Consider the following 17500-nt stretch of genomic DNA (forward strand, 5'->3'; position numbering starts at 1 on the left):
GGTCGCGCCGCGCCGTGCGGGCACCCAGCGGTGCGCCGCGCCGTGCGGGCACCCAGCGGTGCGCCGCCCCGGCGGGCGCGTGGCGTAACGTACTGCCCATGCACTGGGACCCGCAGAAGTATGTGGAATTCGCCGGCTACCGCGACCGGCCGTTCTTTGACCTGACCGGAAGGATCGCCGCCGACGACCCCGCAGTGGTGGTGGATCTGGGCTGCGGCCCGGGCGGCCTGACGGCGGCGCTCACCGACCGCTGGCCCGCCGCCAGCGTCACCGGGGTGGATTCCTCGCCCGAGATGATCCGGCAGGCGCAGCAGCGGCACACCTCAGCCAGGTTAACCTTCGTGGCCGGGGATATCCGGACCTGGACCCCTCCGGCGGAGCTGGATGTGCTGGTGTCCAACGCCGCGCTGCAGTGGGTGCCCGGGCACCAGGACCTCATGCGTTCCTGGCTGCGCGCCATGAAGCCCGGCAGTTGGCTCGCCGTGCAGGTACCCGGCAACTTTGCCGCGCCGTCGCACGCGCTCATGCGTGCGCTCGCCGGCTCGCCGCGCTGGCATCGCCGGCTGGACGGGGTCCTTCGCCACGAGGACGCGGTCTCCGAACCCGAGGACTACCTCAAGCTGTTATCGGACGAAGGCTGTGACGCCGACGTCTGGGAAACGACCTACCAGCAGTTGCTCCACGGGCCGGATCCGGTGCTGGAGTGGGTCAGGGGGACCGGCTTGCGCCCCGTCCTGGCCGCCCTGCCGGCGGCAGAGGCGGCCAAGTTCGAAGCCGAGTACGCCACGCTGCTGCGCGACGCCTACCCGGAGTCCGAATACGGAACCGTGTTCGGATTCCGCCGGATCTTCGCGGTGGGGCGCAAGCTCGGCTGAACCTAGCCGCCGGTTGCGCGGCGGACGTACCCTGCCTCAGGGCGTGGGCGTTCCGCCGTTGACGTTCAGGGTCTCGCCGGAAACGTAGCTCGACTCCGGCGAGGCCAGGTAGACGTAAGCGGGCGCCAGTTCGGTGGGCTGCCCCGCGCGGCCGAGCGGCACGTTCTTGCCGAACTCCGGCAGCTTTTCCTTCGGCTGTCCCGCGCTGACCTGCAGCGGGGTCCAGAAGGGGCCGGGGGCTACGGCGTTGACCCGGATGCCGCGGCTTGCCAGCTGCTGCGCCAGACCCTTGGTGAAGTTGTTGATGGCCGCCTTGGTGGAGGCGTAGTCCAGCAGGACCGGCGAGGGGTTGTAGGCCTGGACCGACGTCGTGTTGATGATCGTCGAGCCCGGCGGCATGTGCGTCACGGCGGCCTTGGTGATCCAAAACATGGCGAAAACATTCGTGCGGAACGTGTCCTCGAACTGTTCGTCGCTGATGTCTTCGATCTTCTCGACGGCGATCTGGCGCCCCGCGTTGTTAACCAGGATGTCCAGCCCGCCCAACTGTTCCACCGCCTTGGCGACCAGCTCGCGGGACGCCTCGGCATCGGAAATATCGCCCGGAAGAAGCACCGCCTTCCGGCCATCCTGCTCGATGACCGAGGCGACGTGCCGGGCATCGGATTCCTCGGCCGGGAGGTAGGAGAGGGCGACGTCGGCTCCCTCGCGGGCGAACCCGATGGCGACGGCGGCGCCGATGCCGGAGTCCGCCCCCGTGATCAGGGCCTTGCGGCCGGTCAGCCTGCCGGTGCCGCGGTACGACTCTTCGCCGCGGTCGGTCTCGGGCTCCAGCTCTTGGTCCAGCCCGGGCTCCGGCTGGCTCTGTTTGGGCGGCGAGATGCTGGGAAAACGGTCTACCGGATTCTGGAAGGTGTACTGATCCGTCATGTCTGGCTCCCTTCTAACGGCCGCTGCGAAGGCTCCGCCGGCACCCTTGGTGCTCCACTCGATGGAAGGCGTGGCCGGGGAGCGGCCGGTATGGTCAGTATGCTGATCGTGATGCCACCCTACGCTGTCGCGCATCGGGTCGTACAGCCGGACAGTGGCCGGCCATCCCCTGAGGATCCGGAAGCACGAAGTGTCAGCTCCGGGCGAACCGGCCCGAAAGTCAGCAAGCTTTCTACTTGGCCCGCGGCGCGGTAGTCTGGCGGAACCTGTAGGAAAACCTGAACCGAAAGAGGTGCTGATATGGGTATGGGCGACAAGTTCGATGCTGCGAAGGACAAGGTGACCGGCAAGGTCAACGAAGCCGTCGGCGAGGCGAGGGATGACAAGTCCCAGCAGTTGAAGGGCAAGGGCCAGCAGGTCGAGGGCGAGGCCAAGGACAAGGTCGCCGACGCCAAGGCCCACCTGAACGAGGACGCCGACCGTGTTGCCGACGACACCGAAGGCGGCGCCAGGCGCTGATCCGGTTGCTTTGTCACAGAGCCCCCGTGAGCCGCTGGTTCACGGGGGCTCCGTGGCTTAAGGCGGTGCCCGGCGGCCAAGGGGATAGGCCCAAACCCGACGCCCGCGGCGGGGGAGGCGCCGGCCGCCCTTCAATTCCCCCGCCCCCTGTGGTAATTGTAAGTAACCTTATAAATCAGCTTGGCGTGCTCATCCCTGCTGGCTGGACGGTGCGCGAAGCGGCTCGAACTACCTGAAGGGACTGATATCCGTGACAACCGCAAGGGAAATCATGACCGGTGGTGTTGAATGCATCGGAGAGAACGAGACGCTGGAGCTGGCGGCGCAAAAAATGCGCGACCTCGACGTGGGGTCGTTGCCCATTTGCGGTGAGGACAACAGGCTCAAGGGAATGGTTACCGACCGCGACATTGTGGTCAAGTGCCTGGCCGACGGGCGGGATCCGCGCGAGGTGAAAGCGGGCGAACTGGGCCAAGGCAAGCCGGTGACGATCGGCGCGGATGACAGCATCGAAGAGGCCATCAAAACCATGCAGGACCATCAGGTGCGCCGGCTGCCGGTGATCGATGGACACGATCTGGTGGGAATACTCAGCCAAGCCGATGTCGCCCGCAACTATCCGGAAGACCGGGTGGGTGAACTGGTCGAGTTCATCTCCTACTGATCCCGGCGGCCAAGATGTCGGAGCAGTTGCCGGAGGCGTACGCCAGGTACCTGGCCGGATGTGAGCCCACCCAGGCCGACGCGATCCTGCCGGTGCTGAAGCAATCGGCTGCCGAGGGCGATCGCGGCGTGCTGGTGCGCTTCCTCCCCAACGAAGTGCAAGCCATGGCGACCGAGGAGGTCCCGTTCGGAACCATCCGGGAAGAACGCTACGACGAATAATCATCCTGCCGCGCCGGCGGACGGGTGCCCGGGATGCCTACGCCATTCCGGGCTGCCGCCTGTCAAGACCCAGGCGTAAAATTAATCGTGCCGGCGCGATAATAAAGTCATTCGTTGCCGGAGGGGGGAAGCGCTTGTAAGCTCGCAGCAGTTGGGGCCGAATCGGCTCCCGGGCTATCTGGAGGCTGCGCATGGACAGGTCCGATGCCGGTCGGTATGCAGGGGGTTCCATCGGGTTGGGGCGGAACTGATGCGGCACCGCCATCTGTCACCCGCCGACGAATTTCCCATGGATCTGGCTCCCCTCGGCGACCCCGAACTGCTGGCGCTGTACGGGAGGGCCATGCGCCAGCTCGAGCGGGAAAGCATCCAGTTCGGCGCGGCCGATCCCGAGACCGAATTCCGCCTGGAGGAGCTGCGCGTCGAACTCGACCGGCGCGACAGCAGGGACGCGCTGCAGGCCAGCAAGCGGCGGGTCCGCGGCCTGTACGGCAAACCAGGGGGCGAACCGCCGGACTCGCTGTACGACGGCACCAGCTAGGTCTGCCCGGGGCGACTCCCTTGCCGGCTGATTTAAGCGGCCCATGCCGCGGGCGGCCGTACACCCTTCCGGGGACGCCGCCGCGGCGCTTATGCTGCTCTTCCAACCCCAGTATGATGGGTTACAAACAGTATGCTTATCAATAGTGGGATGCAGATTGGAAGGGCAGACGATCATGATTGCCAATGACAGTTCAAGTGCCCATGCCGGCCAGGACAAGGACCGGGAACCGGGAAGCGCGTTGCCCGACCCCTCGTGCACCGCCTGCAGCACCGACGAGTACCTGGTCTTCGACGCCGTAACGCTGCTGCCGCCGCAGGCCGGGGCCCCCGCACTGCCGCGATGGGACGTCAGCTACTGGTGCAGCCGCTGCGACGGCTATTACGGGCACGAAACCTTCAAGGTACCGGCCACGGAAGCCGAGAGCGTGGGAATCGATTTCGGCGCCGAGGGCTACATGCACTGCGGGGAGCCGATGCAGCCGGTGGAACGCATCGACCACTCAATCGTTGATCCCGTGGATGCCGGCTCCCCGGAAACCGGGCCGCTCCCGACCGTGCGGGTCAACGTTGAAATTCTTCGCTGCAGCTGCGGATTCAAGATGGAGGTGCCCATCTGAGGCTAAGGCGCAGCAACGTCCGTGCACCCGGCATCACCCGTCGGCGCCACGGGGCAGGGTTCTCCTACCGCAACCCGGACGGTTCGAGGCCTGCCGGGGACGAGCTCCGAAGGATCAAGGCGTTGGCGGTCCCGCCCGCGTGGTCGGATGTGTGGATTTGCCCGGCGCCCAATGGGCATATCCAGGCCGCGGGAACCGACGACGCCGGGCGGCGGCAATACATCTACCATGCCCGTTGGCGGGAACTGAGGGATCGGGAAAAGTTTGACCGCGCCCTGGCGTTCGGAGCCACCCTGACCACCGCCCGCCGCAAGGTGACAAGGCTGCTGAGGTCCGGCGAACGTACCCGCCAGGTGGCCTGTGCCGTTGCCTTCCGCCTGCTGGACAGCGCGTCGTTGCGGATCGGCTCGGAAGTCTACGCCGAAGACAACGGTTCCTACGGGGTGACGACGTTGTTGGTCCGCCACGTGCACGTGCGGGAAGAGACCGTCCGGCTGCATTTTCCCGGAAAGAGCGGGCTGCAGTGGGACGTGGAACTGAAGGATCCGGACATTGCCGTCCAGCTGGCGGCGGTGCGGACCCTGAAGGCCGACGATCCGGCCATCGGTTACCGCAACGGCACCGGAGACTGGTCGGGGCTCTCCGCGTCGGAGTTGAACGAGTTTATCCACGAACTCTGCGGGCCCGAGTTCAGTGCCAAGGATTTCCGGACGTGGCAGGGAACGGTAACGGCCGCCGTGACCCTTGCCGGCTACAACGGCAAGCCGAATCTCACCGGCCGGCGCAAAGCCGTGGTCGCAGCCATGCACGCCGTCTCGGAGCGGCTGGGCAATACGCCCGCCGTCGCCCGCAAGTCGTACGTGGATCCGCGGCTCGTGGACCGCTTCATGGCGGGACAGATCCCGGACGCCGCAACATATTCCGCGGCGGAACGCAGCCTGCCGTCCTTCCTGGCCTGACAGGGGCAGCCGGCCATCCTTCCTCGGGTGACAAGGGAGCTAAAGCAGCCCGCGGCGCTAGAATTAGAGAGCCCCGGCAGGCGGGATTCCCCCCAACGTCCACGTCTGTCGGGGTTGATACGCCTACCAGCCGCGCGATTTCCACTCGTCCAGATGGGGCCGCTCTGCCCCGAGGGTGGTCCCGGCGCCATGGCCCGGATGGACCACCGTGTCGTCGGGCAGGTAGTTGAACACCCGTTCGGCCACATCGTTGAAGAGGGTGCCAAACCGCTCCGGGTCCTGCTGCGTGTTGCCCAGCCCGCCCGGAAACAAGGAATCTCCGGTGAACAGGTGCGGGGGACCCTCCGGTGCGCGGTAGAGCAGCGCCACGGAACCCGGCGTGTGCCCGCGCAGCTTGATGGCTTCCAACGAGAATCCGTCGAACCGGCCGACGTCCTGATGCTCGAGGGCAACATCGGTCCGCACCTCGATCTGCGGAATGTCCTCCACGCCGGCCGCCGTTTTGGCGCCGGTAGCGGCCACCGCCTCCGGCAGGGCCCGGACATGGTCCCAGTGGCTGTGCGTGGTCACGATCAGGGCAACCTCGGCCGGCCGCCCGGCATCCGCGGCGCCCTCGCGCAGCAGTTGCCGGATGGCCGGAAAGTCGTCGGCGGCGTCAATCAACACCTGGGTGCCGGAAGCCTTGGCCGTCAGCAGATAGACGTTGTTGTCCATCTCGGAAACGGAAACGCTGCGGATTGTGACTGCAGGATCTTCGTGAAGCAACATGCTTCCCAGCCTACCGACAGTCGACCCGGACGGCTCAGGATGTCATTCTGGTTGTAGCAGCGGACAGGCAGCGCGGTGCTGCGGACACGACGAGGAGCGGGCGCAGGCGATGGAAGCGAGTGAGTTTGACTGGCGGATGAACCGCGACAGCGCCGTGCCGCTCTTCGAGCAGCTGAGGCTGCGGATCATTGAAGCGGCCGACGCCGGCGAACTCCCGGTAGGCACGAAGCTCCCGCCCGTCAGGCGGTTGGCCGATCATCTGGGTGTGGTCCCGAACACCGTGGCACGCGCCTACCGGGAGCTTGAAACTGCCGGGCGGGTGGAAACCCACGGCCGGGCAGGTACCGTGGTCAGCGCCGGAGCCGGCAAGGCCCGCCAACAACTGGGCGATGCCGCCGAAGCGTTCGCCCGTGCGGTTCACGGTCAAGGGATCGGCGGCAAGGAAGCACTCGCCGCCGCCAAGGCCGCGTTGGAGCGCCACGGCATCAAGTAGGCGGCATCCAGTAGGCGAAGCGGCGGGCTGGCGGCGGCCAGCGGAGGCCGCAATTGCGGACGTCTACTGTCCGCAGGGGCTGTCCGCCGTGACCGATGTAATACAAGTTCGAACGAATTTTCGATTAGAGTAGATACCGTGCTAAAAGCAAGCGAAACGTCCGTCTCGGCGACCGATTCCGAGTCTGCCACCCCCGTTTCCCGCTCCGCGGACATGTCCCGACTGGTCGTCAAGGGCGCCCGCGAGCATAATCTGCAGAACGTCAGCGTGGACCTGCCCCGCGACGCCATGATCGTCTTCACGGGACTGTCCGGCTCGGGCAAGTCGTCGTTGGCCTTCGATACGATCTTCGCCGAGGGCCAGCGCCGGTACGTGGAATCGCTCTCTTCCTATGCGCGGATGTTCCTGGGACAGGTGGACAAGCCTGATGTGGACTTCATCGAGGGCCTGTCGCCGGCGGTGTCGATCGACCAGAAGTCGACCAGCCGCAACCCGCGCTCCACCGTGGGAACAATCACCGAGATCTACGATTACCTGCGCCTGCTGTGGGCCCGCGTCGGGCGCCCCTTTTGCCCGCAGTGCGGTGAACCGGTGGAGAAGCAGACCCCGCAGCAGATCGTGGACCAGTTGCAAGAGCTTCCCGAAGGGACCCGGTTCCAGATCCTGGCCCCGGTAGTGCGTGGGCGCAAGGGCGAGTTCGTCGACCTGTTCAAGGAACTGAGCACCAAGGGCTTTTCCCGCGCCAAGGTGGACGGCAAGCTGGTGCAGCTAAGCGAACCGCCGAAGCTGGGGAAGCAGTACAAGCACACCATTGAGGTAGTGGTGGACCGGCTGGTGGCCAAAGAAGGCATCCACCAGCGCCTGACCGACTCGGTGGAAACCGCCCTGGCCCTCGCGGAGGGCCGGGTGCTGGCCGATTTCGTCGACCTTGCCGAGGACGAGCCTGGCCGCACGCGTGCCTTCTCCGAGCACCTGGCCTGCCCGAACGAACACCCTCTCGCCATCGACGAGATCGAGCCGCGCTCGTTCTCGTTCAACAATCCGTTCGGCGCCTGTCCGGCCTGTACCGGTATCGGCAGCAAGCTTGAAGTCGACGTGGACCTGGTGGTCCCGGATCCCGACCGGAGCCTGTCCGAGGGCGCCATTGCTCCGTGGTCCTTGGGCAAAGCCACCCAGGAGTACTGGACGCGGTTGCTCGAAGGGCTCTCGCACGAGCTGGGGTTCTCCATGGACGAGCCGTGGAAGAACCTGCCGAAGAAGGTCCGGGAGGCCGTGCTGCACGGCAAGGACTTCAAGGTCGTGGTGCAGTACCGCAACCGCTTCGGCCGGGAACGGAAATACAGCACCGGGTTCGAAGGCGCGTTCCAGTACATCCACCGAAAGCATGAGGAAACTGAGTCCGAGTGGGCGAGGGACCGTTACAAGGAGTACATGCGCGAGGTCCCGTGCCCGGAGTGCAACGGCGCGCGGCTGAATCCCGCGTCCCTGTCCGTGCTGATCAACGGCAAGTCCATCGCGGATGTGTCTGCCCTGCCGCTGCGCGAGGCGAGTTCGTTCCTCGCCGGCCTGGAGCTCTCGGCCCGCGAAACCCAAATCGCCCACCAGGTACTCATCGAGATCCAGGCGCGGCTGCGGTTCCTCTTGGACGTGGGCCTGGAATACCTGAACCTGGAGCGCGCCGCCGGCACGTTGTCCGGCGGGGAGGCCCAGCGCATCCGGCTGGCAACGCAGATCGGCTCCGGCCTGGTTGGCGTGCTCTACGTGCTGGACGAGCCCTCCATCGGCCTGCACCAGCGGGACAACCGCCGGTTGATCGAGACCCTCACACGGCTGCGCGACCTCGGCAACACCCTGATTGTGGTGGAACACGACGAGGACACCATCGCCGAGGCCGACTGGATAGTGGACATCGGACCGGGCGCCGGGGAGCACGGCGGCGAAGTGGTTCACTCCGGCTCGCTGCAGGAGTTGTTGGACAACACGCGTTCCATCACCGGTGATTACTTGTCCGGCCGGCGCCGGATCGAACTGCCGGCCAAGCGCCGGAAGATGGACAAGAAGCGCCAGATCAAGGTGGTGGGCGCCCGGGAAAACAATCTCCGCGGCATCGATGCCTCGTTCCCGCTGGGAATCTTCACCGCGGTCACCGGCGTCAGCGGCTCCGGGAAGTCGACCCTGGTCAACGACATCCTCTACAAGGTGCTGGCGAACAAGCTCAACGGAGCCAAGCATGTTGCCGGCCGGCACACCAGGGTGGAAGGCGTGGACCAGCTGGACAAGGTCATCCACGTGGACCAGAGCCCGATCGGCCGCACGCCCCGGTCCAACCCGGCCACCTACACCGGAGTCTTCGACAACATCCGCAAGCTGTTCGCCGAGACCAACGAGGCGAAGCTCCGGGGCTACCTGCCCGGACGGTTCTCGTTCAACGTCAAGGGCGGGCGCTGCGAGGCCTGCTCCGGCGACGGCACGCTGAAGATCGAGATGAACTTCCTGCCGGACGTCTACGTTCCGTGCGAGGTCTGCCACGGCGCACGGTACAACCGCGAGACGCTGGAAGTCCACTACAAGGGCAAGACGATTGCCGAAGTCCTGGACATGCCGATCGAGGAAGCAGCGGAATTCTTTGCCGCGTTCACTCCGATCGCGCGCCACTTGCGGACCCTGGTGGACGTCGGCCTGGGGTACGTCCGGCTCGGACAGCCCGCCACCACGCTGTCGGGCGGGGAAGCCCAGCGCGTCAAGCTCGCCAGCGAACTGCAGCGCCGCTCGAACGGGCGGAGCATCTACGTGCTGGACGAGCCGACCACCGGCCTGCACTTTGAGGACATCCGCAAGCTGCTGCAGGTGCTGCAGGGGCTGGTGGACAAGGGCAACACGGTGATCACCATCGAGCACAACCTCGACGTGATCAAGAACGCCGACTGGGTTGTGGACATGGGGCCCGAGGGCGGTTCCGGCGGCGGCCAGATCATCGCCAGCGGCACTCCCGAGCAGGTGGCGGCAGTCGAGGGAAGCCACACCGGCCGCTTCCTGGCGGAGGCGCTCGGCCACCAGTGAGCCTGCCGGACGGAATAAGGTATTCCCCAGCAGGAATGGATTCCGGCGGATCCGCGGATCTGTGGGAAAATGCCCGGGTGACTCAATTGCCTGCGCTGGTACTTTTCGACCTCGACGGAACCCTGGTTGACCCCGCAGGTGCCATCACCACCGGAATTGCCGGGGCCCTTGCGGCGGCCGGCCTGCCGGTCCCGCCGCAGGAAGAACTTGGATCCCTGGTCGGGCCGCCGCTGGGTGAGTCCCTGCGCGGGGCCGGAGTGCCGGAGCACCGGCTCGGCGAGGTGATCGCGTTGTACAGGGCGGGCTACCGCCGGTCCGGGATGGCGGCAAGCCGGGTGTACCCGGGCATCATCGGCCTGCTGGAGCGGCTCCTCTCCACCGGCGCGGTCCTCGCCGTCGCCACGCAGAAGCCGACCGCGCTGGCGCGGGAGCTGCTGCGGCTGCAGGGCCTGGAGCAGTACTTCGCGGGGATTTACGGAGCCGAGGGCGACGATCCCGCCCCGGCGGCGGAACCCGGGCTGGGCAAGGTCCCGATTCTGCAGGCCGCGCTGGATGCTTTCAGCGACTCGTGCGGCCCGGTGGTCATGGTGGGCGACCGGCTCTATGACGCCGCCGCAGCTCTCCGGCTCGGCATCCCCGCCGTCGGGGTCGGCTGGGGCTTCGCCGCCCCCGGGGAACTGGAAGCCGCCGGCGCGGCCGTCGTCGTGGATACCGCCGAAGAACTTGAGGCCGCTATTGGGCGGCTGACCGCCGCCGAGGGCGCCCTGGCCGGCCGCCGGGGACCGGCCGCATGAGGACGTTCGAAGCCACGCGCGCCTCGTTCCGGGCCGGGCTGCGGCTCAGCTGCCGGCCGACGATTGAAGGCATCGCGAACTTTCCCGCGGCCGGCCCGGTGATTGTGGCACCGAATCACCTGTCCTTCCTCGACAGCGTCATCATCCAGGCGATGATGCCGCGCAAGGTGGCCTTCTTCGCTAAAGCCGAATACTTCACCACCCGCGGCCCCAAGGGCGCTGCGATGCGGTGGTTTTTCCACAGCGTCGGCTCGATACCGGTGGAGCGGGGCGAACAGGCCGCCAGCGTGGCCGCGCTGCAGAGCGCCCTGGACGTACTGGAACGCAACGAGGCTTTCGGGATCTATCCTGAAGGAACACGGTCCCGTGACGGCAAGCTCTACCGGGGCCGCACCGGCGTGGGGTGGCTGGCCCTCACGACCGGGGCGCCGGTGCTGCCGGTAGGGCTGATCGGCACCGAACAGCTGCAGCCCGCCGGGAGGATGATGATCCGGCCGAGCCACTTCACGGTCCGGATCGGCAAGCCGCTGTACTTCAAGCGGACCGGGCCGGAGCACTCGCTGCCGGCGCGCCGGTCGGCCACCGACCAGATCATGGACGCGATCGCCGACCTGACCGGCCAGGAACGCTCGAACAGCTACAACAAGACGCCGTCGGCTTGACCGGCCGGACGGCACCCAGAACCCAGGCGAGGAAGGGAGTGACCGGCCATGGCTAATCCTGCTTCCTACCGTCCGCGGACGGGGGAGATCCCGACCAATCCCGGCGTCTACCGTTTCCGGGACGAGCACCGGCGCGTGATCTACGTCGGCAAGGCGAAGAACCTGCGGTCCCGGCTCAACAGCTACTTCGCCAGCCCCAAGAACCTGCCGCCCAAGACCCATGCGATGGTGCACACGGCGGCTTCGGTGGAGTGGACCATCGTGGGCAGCGAACTGGAGGCCATCCAGCTCGAGTACACGTGGATCAAAGAGTTCACACCGCGCTTCAACATCATGTTCCGGGACGACAAGTCCTATCCCTACCTGGCCGTGACCATGGCGGAGAAGTTCCCGCGCGTGCAGGTGATGCGCGGCGAGCGGCGCAAGGGCGTCAAGTACTTCGGTCCGTACTACCCGGCCAAAGCGATCCGCGAGACCGTGGACACCCTGCTGCGGGTTTTCCCGGTCCGCACCTGCAGCACCGGCGTCTTCAACCGCGCCCAGCGCACCGGCCGGCCGTGCCTGCTGGGCTACATCGACAAGTGCTCGGCGCCCTGCGTGGGGCGGATCTCGCCCGAGGACCACAAGGCCCTGGCCGCCGAGTTTTGCGCGTTCATGGGCGGGGAAGCCGACCGGTTTATCCGCGCCCTCGAAAAGAAGATGGCCGCGGCGGTGGCCGAACTCGACTACGAGACGGCGGCGCGTCACCGGGACGACATCGCCGCGCTGCGCCGCGTCTTCGAACGCAACGCCGTGGTGCTCAGTGAAGACACCGACGCCGACGTGTTCGCCCTGGCCCAGGACGAACTGGAGGCGGCCGTCCAGGTGTTCCACGTCCGCGGCGGCAGGATCCGCGGCCAGCGCGGCTGGGTGGTGGAAAAGGTCGAGGACCAGAGCGACGCCGACCTGGCCGAACACCTGTTGCAGCAGGTGTACGGGGACGCCGACGGACCGGACCGGATCCCGCGCCAGGTCATGCTGCCGCAGGAACCGGAGAATGCCGCCGAACTGCAGGCCTGGCTCAGCGGACTCCGCGGCAGCAGGGTGCAGATCCACGTGCCCAAACGCGGTGACAAGGCCGCCCTGCTGGCCACCGTGAGGGAGAACGCCGAGCAGGCCCTGGCCCTGCACAAGAGCCGGCGCGCCGGCGACATCACCACGCGCTCGGCCGGCCTCCAGCAGCTGCAGGAGGCCCTGGAGCTGCCCGTGGCGCTGCTGCGGATCGAGTGCTACGACATCTCCCACGTGCAGGGCACCAACGTGGTGGCCTCCATGGTGGTGGTGGAAGACGGGCTGCCCAAGAAGTCCGACTACCGCCGCTTCGCGATCACCGGCGAGGCCGCAAGGGACGATACCTCGGCGATGTATGACGTGATCAGCCGGCGCTTCCGGAACTACCTCGCGGAACAGGGTCACCAGGGCGTCTCGGCGGCAGCCGATGCAGGCGAAGCGCCTGCCGGGGACGGCGCGGACACCGCCGTCGTGCTTGAAGAGACCCTGACGCCGGCGCCCAAGACCAAGTTCGCCTACCCGCCCAACCTGGTGGTGGTGGACGGCGGGCCGCCCCAGGTGGCCGCCGCTTCCCGCGCGCTGTCGGACCTGGGCATTACCGACGTGTTCGTGGTCGGCCTGGCCAAGCGGCTGGAGGAAGTATGGCTGCCCGACGACGATTTCCCCGTGATCCTGCCGCGCTCGTCCGAGGGCCTGTTCCTGCTGCAGCGGATCCGCGACGAGGCCCACCGCTTCGCGATTGCCTACCACCGGCAGAAGCGCGGCAAGGCGATGACTGTCTCGGTGCTGGACGGCATCCAGGGTCTCGGGCCGGCGAAACGCAAGGCACTGCTGAAACATTTCGGCTCGGCGAAGAAACTCAAGGCGGCCAGCGCCGAAGAGCTGCAGCAGGTGCCGGGCATCGGCCCGGCGCTGGCGGCTTCCTTGAAGCGCCAGCTGGCGGCCGGTGCCCCGGAGGAGCCCGCGCCGGCGGTGAATATGGCGACCGGCGAAATCATCGAATCTTAGTTAGGCTAGAGCTGGAATCGAGGAGTGGGGGTCGGGATGGATGGAATGACGATGACGGTGGACGAGGACTTGACGCCGGAAAAGCCGGTGGAATCCGAGCTCCTGGTGGTCACCGGCATGTCCGGGGCCGGCCGGACCACGGCGGCGCATGCCCTCGAAGACCACGGCTGGTACGTGGTGGACAACCTGCCGCCGCAGATGCTGGGCACGCTGGCCGAACTGGTTTCACGGATGCCGCAGTCGCTGCCCAAGCTTGCCGTGGTCGTGGACGTGCGCAGCCAGAGCCTTTTCCGCGACATCCGTGAGGCGCTGCATGCCCTGGCGGCCAGCGGTATCCACTACCGGGTGCTGTTCCTGGACGCCTCCGGCGACGTCCTGGTCCGCCGCTTCGAACAGGGCCGCCGGCCGCACCCGCTGCAGGGTGACGGCCGCATATCCGACGGCATCACCGCCGAACGGGAACTGTTGAGCAGCCTCAAGGACTCGGCCGATCTGGTGGTGGATACCACCGAGATGAACGTCCACGCCCTGGCCACCGCCATCACGGAACTCTTCACCGAATCCGGTCCGATCGTGCTGCGCATCAACGTGGTCAGCTTCGGTTTCAAGTACGGGCTGCCGGTGGACGCCAACTTCGTCGCCGACGCCCGCTTCATTCCCAACCCGCACTGGGTCCCCGCGCTGCGCCCGCACACCGGGCTGGACGAGAAGGTCCGCGACTACGTGCTGGTGGACTCCGGTGCCGATGAGTTCGTCAACCGTTATGTGGACGCGCTGGAGCCGGTGCTGGAGGGCTACCGCCGCGAGAACAAGCACTACGGCACCATCGCCATCGGGTGTACCGGCGGCAAGCACCGCTCCGTGGCGGTCGCCGAGGAAATCGGGAAGCGGCTGGCCCAGTTGCCGAGCGTCAAAGTCACCGTCCAGCACCGGGACTTGGGGCGCGAATAGTGGCGATCCTGACCGGACCGATGCCGCTGGTACCCGCCCCGGGCACCTCCCGCAGCCGGACCGGGAAGAGCGGCGCGCCTCCCTCCGTGGTGGCTTTGGGCGGCGGGCACGGGCTCTCTGCCTCGCTGGGCGCGCTGCGGCTGCTCACCACGGAACTCACCGCCATCGTCACGGTGGCCGACGACGGCGGATCCTCCGGCCGCCTGCGCAAGGAGTTCGGCGTGCTCCCGCCCGGGGATCTGCGGATGGCCCTCGCAGCGCTGTGCGATGACACCGACTGGGGGCGGACCTGGCGCGACGTGATGCAGCATCGCTTCAAGTCGTCCCCGGGCGCCGAGCCGTCGCTGGACAACCACGCCCTCGGAAACCTGCTGATTGTGACCCTGTGGGAGCTGCTCGGTGACCCCGTTGCCGGGCTGAAGTGGGCCGGCGCCCTGCTGGGGGCCCGCGGTGAGGTGCTGCCGATGGCCACCGTGCCGTTGACCATCGAGGGCGACGTCTTGGTGGAGGGCGAGGACGGGCGGTTGCGCACCGCGCTGATCTCCGGCCAGTCCCGGCTGGCGGCGGCCGGGCGCAACAGCCACGTCCACGACGTGCGCCTGCTGCCCGACGACGCCCCGGCCTGCGTCGAGGCGCTGAACGCCGTCGAATATGCCGACTGGGTGATCCTTGGGCCCGGCTCCTGGTACACCTCAGTGTTGCCGCACCTGATGCTGAGGGAGATGCGCGAGGCGCTCTGCGACACCCCGGCGCGCCGCTGCCTGACCATGAACCTGTCCGTGGACACCAAGGAAACGTCCGGGATGACGGCCTCGGACCACCTTGCCGCGGTGAGGCGCTGCGCCCCCGGGATGCGTTTCGACGTGGTCTTGGCCGATCCGGCCGTGATTGACGACAAGGGGCGTTTCGAGGATGCCGCGGCCGCGCTGGGTGCACGCGTGGTCTTCGGTAGAGTAGGAAGTTCAGGCGGACGCCCCGTACACGATCCGTTGAGACTGGCGAGTGCCTACCACGACATTTTCGAAGGCCACAAGGATTAAGTAAGGACAAGGTGCATGGCGCTGACCGCAGCAGTCAAGGATGAGCTCGCTCGCCTTGACATCAAGAAGTCCCAGGTCCGGAAGGCTGAGGTCTCGTCGACGCTCCGTTTCGCCGGCGGACTCCATATCATTTCCGGCCGCATCGTCATCGAGGCCGAAGTTGATCTGGCTGCGACCGCCCGGCGGCTGCGCACCGCCATCTCGGAAGTGTACGGCCATAGCGGCGACATCATCGTGGTCTCCGGCGGTGCGCTGCGCCGCGGGAACCGCTACGTCGTGCGCGTGGTCAGGGACGGGGAGTCCCTCGCCCGGCAGACCGGCCTGCTGGACGGCCGCGGCCGGCCGGTCCGCGGCCTGCCGTCCGTGGTCGTCAACGGTTCGGCCGCCGATGCCGAGGCGGTCTGGCGCGGCGCCTTCCTGGCGCACGGTTCGCTAACCGAACCCGGCCGCTCGTCCGCCCTGGAGGTCACCTGCCCCGGCCCGGAAGCCGCGCTGGCGCTGGTGGGCGCGGCCCGCCGGCTCGGGATCGCGGCCAAGGCCCGGGAGGTCCGCGGCGTGGACCGGGTTGTCATCCGCGACGGCGACAGCATCGCCGCGCTCTTGACCCGGATGGGTGCCCATGATGCGCTGATGGTGTGGGAAGAACGCCGGATGCGCAAGGAAGTGCGGGCCACCGCAAACCGTCTGGCCAATTTCGACGACGCCAACCTGCGGCGCTCGGCCCAGGCCGCCGTCGCGGCGGGCGCCCGCGTGGAGCGTGCCCTCGAGATCCTCGACGACGAGGTGCCGGAGCACCTGCGGTACGCCGGTGAGCTCCGGGTGGCGCACAAGCAGGCCTCCCTGGACGAACTGGGTCGCTTGGCGGACCCGCCGATGACCAAGGACGCCATCGCCGGCCGGATCCGCCGCCTGCTGGCCATGGCGGACAAGCGGGCGCTGGAGCTGCGCATCCCGGGGACCGAAGCCAACGTGACGCCGGAGATGCTGGACGACTAGGCAGGGCCCGGCAGTCTGCTGGGCCCTGCCCGGGGAAGACGGAGGGAACCATGGGCACGCACGAACTGCACCCCGGCCACGGTTGCGCGGCCTTGGAACCGCGCGTCCCGACGAGGATCATGGAACTGAACGACTCCATGCACCATGCCACCTGCGGGGCCGGCGCGGACACCGCGCCGGTACCGTCCACCGGGCTGACGTCGCCGCTCGCTTCGTCGCCGCCCGCACCGGCGCTTCCGCGCTGACCACCCCGGCCAGCTGGCCAACAACATGGCACGGACCGGGGGAGCCCCTCCGGTCACGGCCCCATCCACGAGGTAGAGGCTCATGACTACTCGAGTTGGAATCAACGGATTCGGCCGGATCGGCCGCAGCTACTTCCGCGCTGTTCTGGCGAAAGATACGGATCTGGAAGTCGTGGCGGTCAACGACCTGACCGATGCGCATACCCTGGCCCACCTGCTCAAATACGACAGCGTGATGGGGGTGCTGGCGGAAACGGTCGAGGTGGACGCCGGCAACCTGATCGTCGGCGGCCGGAAGGTCAGCGTGCTGTCCGAGAAGGAACCGGCCGCGCTGCCGTGGAGCGACCTCGGCGTCGACATCGTGATCGAATCCACCGGCAGGTTCAACAAGGGCGGCGGCGCCCGGAAGCACCTCGACGCCGGGGCGAAGAAAGTCCTGATCTCGGCCCCGGCGAAGGACGAGGACATCACCATCGTGATGGGCGTCAATGACAGCGAGTACGACGCCGGTTCCCACCACCTGGTTTCGAACGCCTCCTGCACCACGAACTGCCTCGCGCCCATGGCGAAGGTGCTGCACGAGAAGTTCGGCATCGAGCACGGACTCATGACCACCATCCACGCCTACACCGCCGACCAGAACCTGCAGGACGGGCCGCACCGGGACTTGCGGCGCGCCCGGGCGGCGGCCATCAACCTGGTTCCGACATCGACCGGCGCGGCGAAGGCCATCGGGCAGGTCCTGCCGGAACTGCAGGGCAAGTTGGACGGTTTCGCGGTCCGTGTGCCGGTGCCGACCGGCTCGATGACCGACCTGACCGTCACCGTGTCCCGCGAAACCGATGTGGAAGAGGTCAACGCGGCGTTCAAGGAGGCCGCCGGCGACCCGCACTGGGCCGGGATCATCACGTACACGGAGGACCCCATCGTGTCCTCCGACATCGTCACAGACCCGGCGTCTTCGATCTTCGACTCGGGACTGACTAAGGTAATGGGTAATCAGGTGAAAGTTGTCGGCTGGTACGACAACGAGTGGGGCTACTCCAACCGCCTGGTGGACCTGACCGCCCTGATCGCCTCGAAGCTGTCCTAGGTCCCGCCCGTC

19 protein-coding genes are annotated in these 17500 nt (G+C 67.3%); 17 read left to right on the forward strand and 2 right to left on the reverse strand.

The features are described from left to right. The first annotated feature begins 98 nt into the window (after positions 1-98). On the forward strand, positions 99-875 hold the full coding sequence (locus AC5RVZ_RS21775) for a trans-aconitate 2-methyltransferase (RefSeq protein WP_494067747.1): 777 nt from the start codon (positions 99-101) through the stop codon (positions 873-875). Between the two features lie 36 nt (positions 876-911). Here AC5RVZ_RS21775 and AC5RVZ_RS21780 read toward each other — a convergent pair whose 3' ends face one another. Next, positions 912-1805, reverse strand: coding sequence for a glucose 1-dehydrogenase (locus tag AC5RVZ_RS21780; RefSeq protein WP_494067748.1), 894 nt, complete (start codon positions 1803-1805; stop codon positions 912-914). 300 nt (positions 1806-2105) lie between these two features. Here AC5RVZ_RS21780 and AC5RVZ_RS21785 point away from each other — a divergent pair, with 300 nt between their 5' ends. From AC5RVZ_RS21785 to AC5RVZ_RS21810, 6 genes are all read left to right on the forward strand, one after another. Continuing rightward, a complete protein-coding gene (locus tag AC5RVZ_RS21785; protein ID WP_494067749.1) occupies positions 2106-2324 on the forward strand; it encodes a CsbD family protein in 219 nt (72 codons plus the stop codon). A gap of 250 nt (positions 2325-2574) precedes the next feature. Next, positions 2575-2988, forward strand: a complete 414-nt coding sequence (locus AC5RVZ_RS21790) for a CBS domain-containing protein (RefSeq protein ID WP_494067750.1) — start codon at positions 2575-2577, stop codon at positions 2986-2988. A 14-nt stretch (positions 2989-3002) separates the two neighbouring features. Then, positions 3003-3209: a hypothetical protein gene (locus AC5RVZ_RS21795; protein ID WP_494067751.1), complete on the forward strand. Its 207-nt coding sequence runs from the start codon at positions 3003-3005 to the stop codon at positions 3207-3209. 289 nt (positions 3210-3498) lie between these two features. Continuing rightward, positions 3499-3750: a hypothetical protein gene (locus AC5RVZ_RS21800; RefSeq protein WP_493999630.1), complete on the forward strand. Its 252-nt coding sequence runs from the start codon at positions 3499-3501 to the stop codon at positions 3748-3750. Positions 3751-3925: 175 nt separating this feature from the next. Then, positions 3926-4369, forward strand: a complete 444-nt coding sequence (locus AC5RVZ_RS21805; protein WP_494067752.1) for a hypothetical protein — start codon at positions 3926-3928, stop codon at positions 4367-4369. A 32-nt stretch (positions 4370-4401) separates the two neighbouring features. After that, positions 4402-5328 carry a DNA topoisomerase IB gene (locus AC5RVZ_RS21810; RefSeq protein WP_494067925.1) on the forward strand — a complete coding sequence of 309 codons (927 nt, stop codon included), beginning with the start codon at positions 4402-4404 and terminating at the stop codon, positions 5326-5328. A gap of 123 nt (positions 5329-5451) precedes the next feature. On the opposite strand, the gene AC5RVZ_RS21815 is transcribed toward AC5RVZ_RS21810, so the two are convergent. Beyond that, the gene (locus AC5RVZ_RS21815; RefSeq protein ID WP_494067753.1) at positions 5452-6096 is read right to left on the reverse strand and encodes an MBL fold metallo-hydrolase; all 645 of its coding nucleotides are present in this window, start codon (positions 6094-6096) and stop codon (positions 5452-5454) included. 109 nt (positions 6097-6205) lie between these two features. Here AC5RVZ_RS21815 and AC5RVZ_RS21820 point away from each other — a divergent pair, with 109 nt between their 5' ends. The 10 genes from AC5RVZ_RS21820 (at position 6206) to gap (ending at position 17488) form a co-directional block, all read left to right on the forward strand. Next, positions 6206-6589 carry a GntR family transcriptional regulator gene (locus tag AC5RVZ_RS21820; protein WP_493978542.1) on the forward strand — a complete coding sequence of 128 codons (384 nt, stop codon included), beginning with the start codon at positions 6206-6208 and terminating at the stop codon, positions 6587-6589. Between the two features lie 213 nt (positions 6590-6802). Further along, positions 6803-9649, forward strand: coding sequence for an excinuclease ABC subunit UvrA (uvrA, locus tag AC5RVZ_RS21825; protein ID WP_494067926.1), 2847 nt, complete (start codon positions 6803-6805; stop codon positions 9647-9649). Positions 9650-9726: 77 nt separating this feature from the next. After that, entirely contained in the window at positions 9727-10443 is a 717-nt protein-coding gene (locus tag AC5RVZ_RS21830) for an HAD hydrolase-like protein (protein WP_494067754.1), read from the forward strand. Then, a complete protein-coding gene (locus AC5RVZ_RS21835) occupies positions 10440-11105 on the forward strand; it encodes a lysophospholipid acyltransferase family protein (RefSeq protein ID WP_494067755.1) in 666 nt (221 codons plus the stop codon). Before AC5RVZ_RS21830 ends, AC5RVZ_RS21835 begins: the two co-directional genes overlap by 4 nt. A gap of 48 nt (positions 11106-11153) precedes the next feature. Further along, positions 11154-13163 (forward strand): excinuclease ABC subunit UvrC, encoded by a 2010-nt coding sequence (gene uvrC, locus AC5RVZ_RS21840; RefSeq protein ID WP_494067756.1) that lies wholly within the window; start codon positions 11154-11156, stop codon positions 13161-13163. Between the two features lie 36 nt (positions 13164-13199). Further along, positions 13200-14114 carry an RNase adapter RapZ gene (rapZ, locus tag AC5RVZ_RS21845; RefSeq protein WP_493978538.1) on the forward strand — a complete coding sequence of 305 codons (915 nt, stop codon included), beginning with the start codon at positions 13200-13202 and terminating at the stop codon, positions 14112-14114. Next, on the forward strand, positions 14114-15154 hold the full coding sequence (locus tag AC5RVZ_RS21850) for a gluconeogenesis factor YvcK family protein (protein ID WP_494067757.1): 1041 nt from the start codon (positions 14114-14116) through the stop codon (positions 15152-15154). The genes rapZ and AC5RVZ_RS21850 overlap by 1 nt, the downstream gene beginning before the upstream one ends. A 15-nt stretch (positions 15155-15169) precedes the next feature. After that, positions 15170-16150, forward strand: coding sequence for a DNA-binding protein WhiA (gene whiA, locus AC5RVZ_RS21855; RefSeq protein ID WP_493978536.1), 981 nt, complete (start codon positions 15170-15172; stop codon positions 16148-16150). 50 nt (positions 16151-16200) lie between these two features. Next, positions 16201-16395 carry a hypothetical protein gene (locus tag AC5RVZ_RS21860; RefSeq protein WP_494067758.1) on the forward strand — a complete coding sequence of 65 codons (195 nt, stop codon included), beginning with the start codon at positions 16201-16203 and terminating at the stop codon, positions 16393-16395. Between the two features lie 82 nt (positions 16396-16477). Further along, positions 16478-17488: a type I glyceraldehyde-3-phosphate dehydrogenase gene (gene gap, locus AC5RVZ_RS21865; protein WP_494067759.1), complete on the forward strand. Its 1011-nt coding sequence runs from the start codon at positions 16478-16480 to the stop codon at positions 17486-17488. Positions 17489-17500 lie beyond the last annotated feature (12 nt).

The sequence above is a fragment of the Arthrobacter sp. Cza30 genome, from assembly GCF_059090765.1.

What these genes read in the sequence shown, in the direction of transcription:
- AC5RVZ_RS21835 (WP_494067755.1), top strand. Translation starts at nt 10,440, where the DNA reads ATGAGGACGTTCGAAGCCACGCGCGCCTCGTTCCGGGCCGGGCTGCGG.
- rapZ (WP_493978538.1), top strand. Translation starts at nt 13,200, where the DNA reads ATGGATGGAATGACGATGACGGTGGACGAGGACTTGACGCCGGAAAAG.
- whiA (WP_493978536.1), top strand. Translation starts at nt 15,170, where the DNA reads ATGGCGCTGACCGCAGCAGTCAAGGATGAGCTCGCTCGCCTTGACATC.
- uvrA (WP_494067926.1), top strand. Translation starts at nt 6,803, where the DNA reads ATGTCCCGACTGGTCGTCAAGGGCGCCCGCGAGCATAATCTGCAGAAC.
- AC5RVZ_RS21780 (WP_494067748.1), bottom strand. Translation starts at nt 1,805, where the DNA reads ATGACGGATCAGTACACCTTCCAGAATCCGGTAGACCGTTTTCCCAGC.
- uvrC (WP_494067756.1), top strand. Translation starts at nt 11,154, where the DNA reads ATGGCTAATCCTGCTTCCTACCGTCCGCGGACGGGGGAGATCCCGACC.
- AC5RVZ_RS21785 (WP_494067749.1), top strand. Translation starts at nt 2,106, where the DNA reads ATGGGTATGGGCGACAAGTTCGATGCTGCGAAGGACAAGGTGACCGGC.
- AC5RVZ_RS21800 (WP_493999630.1), top strand. Translation starts at nt 3,499, where the DNA reads ATGGATCTGGCTCCCCTCGGCGACCCCGAACTGCTGGCGCTGTACGGG.
- AC5RVZ_RS21820 (WP_493978542.1), top strand. Translation starts at nt 6,206, where the DNA reads ATGGAAGCGAGTGAGTTTGACTGGCGGATGAACCGCGACAGCGCCGTG.
- AC5RVZ_RS21805 (WP_494067752.1), top strand. Translation starts at nt 3,926, where the DNA reads ATGATTGCCAATGACAGTTCAAGTGCCCATGCCGGCCAGGACAAGGAC.
- AC5RVZ_RS21860 (WP_494067758.1), top strand. Translation starts at nt 16,201, where the DNA reads ATGGGCACGCACGAACTGCACCCCGGCCACGGTTGCGCGGCCTTGGAA.
- AC5RVZ_RS21775 (WP_494067747.1), top strand. Translation starts at nt 99, where the DNA reads ATGCACTGGGACCCGCAGAAGTATGTGGAATTCGCCGGCTACCGCGAC.
- AC5RVZ_RS21795 (WP_494067751.1), top strand. Translation starts at nt 3,003, where the DNA reads ATGTCGGAGCAGTTGCCGGAGGCGTACGCCAGGTACCTGGCCGGATGT.
- gap (WP_494067759.1), top strand. Translation starts at nt 16,478, where the DNA reads ATGACTACTCGAGTTGGAATCAACGGATTCGGCCGGATCGGCCGCAGC.
- AC5RVZ_RS21815 (WP_494067753.1), bottom strand. Translation starts at nt 6,096, where the DNA reads ATGTTGCTTCACGAAGATCCTGCAGTCACAATCCGCAGCGTTTCCGTT.